The 3,857-nt window shown below is 52.8% G+C and carries 2 protein-coding genes; both read left to right on the forward strand.

What is annotated here, in order from left to right:
* Nucleotides 1-764 precede the first annotated feature (764 nt).
* Nucleotides 765-1,277, forward strand: a complete 513-nt coding sequence (locus tag AB5Y92_RS22180) for a hypothetical protein (RefSeq protein ID WP_368227835.1) — start codon at nt 765-767, stop codon at nt 1,275-1,277.
* Between the two features lie 64 nt (nt 1,278-1,341).
* On the forward strand, nt 1,342-3,857 hold a 2,516-nt coding region (locus AB5Y92_RS22185; protein ID WP_368227838.1), incomplete at its 3' end, for a hypothetical protein.

Consider the following 3,857-nt stretch of genomic DNA (forward strand, 5'->3'; position numbering starts at 1 on the left):
ACCAACGGGCCTACCGACACCGTTATTGGAGTAATGACGCTGGGAGGCAAATCTAGTACTAACGCGATGGCGCAGATTCGGGGGATACGCGCAAGGTGAAAACTCGGGAAAGCAAGCATATCAAGGGATGGTAGAGCGGGGTAATAACGTCGTTGGGGATGGAGAGCGGATCACACGCCAACACCACAGCGCTCTCCATCCCCTGCAATGTTGCCTATACGGTTATCTGGGGTATGACCATGAAGTTAATCTGCGATGGGGGGCTCCGATGATGCTCACGTCGTTCTCTGGAATTGGAACATCCCGCTCGCGCAGCCACCAAGATCCATCAGTCGCTCATGATAGGGACGGTGCGGTGGATCTGCACCATCCCCAACAGCACTACTACACCATGGCAGCAGTTCTTATCAGGCGCGGTTTCCCCAGTTTGAGTCGTGCGCGTGGCGGTGAGTTTTGCGCTAGGATTTTGCCCATTGCCCCCATCCCCTTGTTGATATTTTTTTTCTGATACGTTCTTGACATGGCATTCGACTATCCATTAGATTCGCCACCGTAGCCGCTTACATAAGCAATACCGGCTATAAAGCGCCACTAAAGCCCCTCTTTTGCATTCCTGCACAGGGCCTTCGTGTGTCGCATAACTTTACATTTCTGTTAAAGGCTTGTTGGTCATTTGCTGATGACCTAACAAGGAACCGGATACATGTCTCACGTTTAATCCAGAACGGGGGACACATGTAAAGTTGCGACACAATGGAGGAACCATGTCTAAAAACGCAGCTCGAAATACCAGCACTCGTCTGGTGAAAAAAACTGAACCAGCTTGTACTCTAACCGCCATCATTGGCCGAAACCTCGTCAATTTGGCGCACATTGCCTATACCAAACGCTACCAACCGTTGAATGAGTCTTTGGATCGGATGACTCCCGATGCTATTTCACGGTTGGGCGTTGGGATCAACAGCCTTGAGCGGCAAATAGCTTTCGATGCCGCCGCTGAACCCGAGAAGCAAGTGCAGCTTCTTAAGGATGTTCGTGATGCGTTGGCGAATGCCGGTCTTCTTGAAAAATACTTTATGTTAGAAGATGGGACCATTGTGCTACCGGAGTTGGTCAAGTCTGCTGACTACGGTGATATGGGCAATGGGCCCGTGGTTCGCTTATATGCTGATGGTATCGAGAAACCGATATTGACATGCCTCTGCTCCTCTGAAGCTGCATGTGTCCAGTTGTTGACCGAGCTTTCTAATCGCCTGAACGGGTCATCTACTCAATAACCTCGCGCAACCTAACCCCGCCCTGCATGCAGGGCGGGGTTCTTTTTTGTCTGGAGATAATTTCATGTTTGAATTTAAGAAGGCAGAAATCGGGGTTATAGAAGAAGATCAGCCTGAGCCCCCCCACCTTAAGTTTGCGATAAAGAAAGTCTCGTTTGACCCAAAACAGCCGCCTATCTCGCTAGCTGATGGCTTCCCAATCTGGATCGGTTGCGATGCCGAATGGAGGTGGTTGGGTACTGGTAATAAAGTTCTGTCTTACCAATCTTTTGCGATCAACCATGATAACGCGGTGTTTAGCAAAGTTTATTACCCTGATGAGGGCAAGCGCTTCTCCTTTGAAGCGTTCATTTCGCAAGTGGTTGAGGACTGCCGTGCAGCTGGCTTAATCAAAAAGTGGCCACGAACGATAGTCGTCGTAGCTCACTTTCTGCGTGCCGACCTCAGTACGTTCAAAGACTTCTGGCACATGAAGACTCGCCTGGATGGTCAGGGTGGGAGCGTAGTCGGACAAATTATTACCGATAGTGGCTATGGCGTTGATGAAACCGCTGAACGCAAGCGCCGTGCTCCGTTAAAACCCATCACACTACGCGATCGCAATCGCAAACCCCAGAAATCGATAATCCAATTCGTCGATACCCTCTTTTTATCCCCCAACAAATCGCCGTTGTCAGCGCTGGGCTCAATGCTCGGCTTGCCCAAGGTGGAGATCCCCGAGGGTTACAGCATCGAGCGTATGGATGAGCTCTTGGCTGGCGATCCGGAGGCGTTTGAACGGTATGCCCTGCGCGATGCCGAGATTGCTGTGAAATATGCCCTGAAAGTTCGCGATTTTCTCGGTGGGCAGTTCGGTTTGCAGAAGCTTCCTAGGTCTTTGGGGGCTGTCGGTGTTTCTGTATTTCGGCGACTACTCAAAGACGCTGACATCGACTACATGACGGCTTTCGGGCTAGAGCTCGCCAAGATTGAGCGCTGGAATACCGGAAAAGGCAAAGTCACGACAAAGGCGGTGACACGTCCGTCTCCTGCTCGTGGCCTGTATGAAGATCTTGCTATCCGCAGCTACCACGGTGGCAGGAATGAGTCATTCATGATAGGCCCTACCGAGATAGGGGATTGGTATGACTGGGACCTGAAGGGCGCTTATACCACGGGGCTTTGTGACCTGTTGGTGCCTGACTACGCCAACATGCATACGAGCTCTGACCCTCAAGATTTTATCGGTCACGTCATGGGCTTCGCCTACATTGAGTTCACTTTCCCTGCTGGCACTAGCTTTCCCTGTTTTCCAGTTAGATCCGAGCAATATGGGCTGCGCTTTCCTTTATCAGGATTGGCGTATGTCACAGCGCCAGAAATCGAATTGGCTCTCTCCATGGGCGCCACCATCCATATAAAACACGGTGTCATTGTGCCTTGGCTATCGGGTAGTGAGCCCCTGTTCGAAGAATTCACGCGGATGATCCAGCGGTTACGTCAGGAATACCCCAAAAAGAGCCTCGAAGAGGTGATGGTCAAGGAAATCGGTAACTCGCTCTACGGGAAGCTGGCCCAGGGGCTTCGCGATAAGACTGCGTTCGATACTGCTACCGGTAAGAATAATAAGATCGGCCCCTCGGCTGTGACCAATCCATACATGGCGGCTCATACAACGGGCCTGATCCGGGCGGTGTGCGGTGAGCTTCTTCACCGGATCCCCTTACATCGCACGGTGGTATCGGTCACTACCGATGGTTTCCTCACTGATGCCCCTTTGGAGGAGCTCGACCAGACTGGGCCTCTGTGTCGTCGTTATCAGGCGCTGTGTCAGCAGTTGCATGGTGATGAGAGTGGCGAACCCGTGCCGATGGTGGAACTGAAGCACCATGCTCGCCAGATTGTGTCTATCAAAACGCGGGGGCAGTGTACCGCTGTCATTGGTGATACTCCCCCTGTGCTAGCTAAAGCTGGCGTTAAGTGTGCGGGAACGACGGAGGAGCAGAACGCATGGATCCTGAGGCTCTACCTTGACCGAGAGCCGGGACAGAAGATCGACGCCAGTCACCTGATCTCGCTTCGGGAGCAGTGGCTAACGGAAAGCGACCTAATCGAAATAAAGAAGCAGAGCAGGCTGTCCTACGAGTTCGACCAGAAAAGGCAGTTGGTTAATCCCCAGATAGTAGAAGTGGCCGGTGGGTCGCATATTGCTTGCGATACGGTGCCTTGGGGCGATGCTGGCATGGCGGATCATTGCCGTGCCCGTTTCGAGGGTTGGCGAGAGGACAACTGCCTCAAGACCTTGGAGGATTGGGCTAGTTGGGAAGATTACTACGAATCTGCGCTAGCTCTGCAAGGTTCCAAGATGCGGGTTCGCGAGGATGGCTCGCTGGGCATCTTGACCCGCATTCTGACCCGTTCACTGGTGCAGAAGGCTTGGTTCGACCACACGATGACTTACGGCGAGATTTCGGCGTTGCTGACGTCGGTGGGCTTGCCCGTCACGGTCGACACCTGCAAGAACAGCAAGCGGGCCGCTCTACCGGAGAATGTTGTACCGGTGACTGGCGAGGTGTTGCGGGTACTGGCTCTGCTGCTACG

Origin of the sequence: Aeromonas sp. R1-1 (assembly GCF_040908495.1) — a bacterium.
GTDB classification, from domain to species: domain Bacteria; phylum Pseudomonadota; class Gammaproteobacteria; order Enterobacterales; family Aeromonadaceae; genus Aeromonas; species Aeromonas veronii.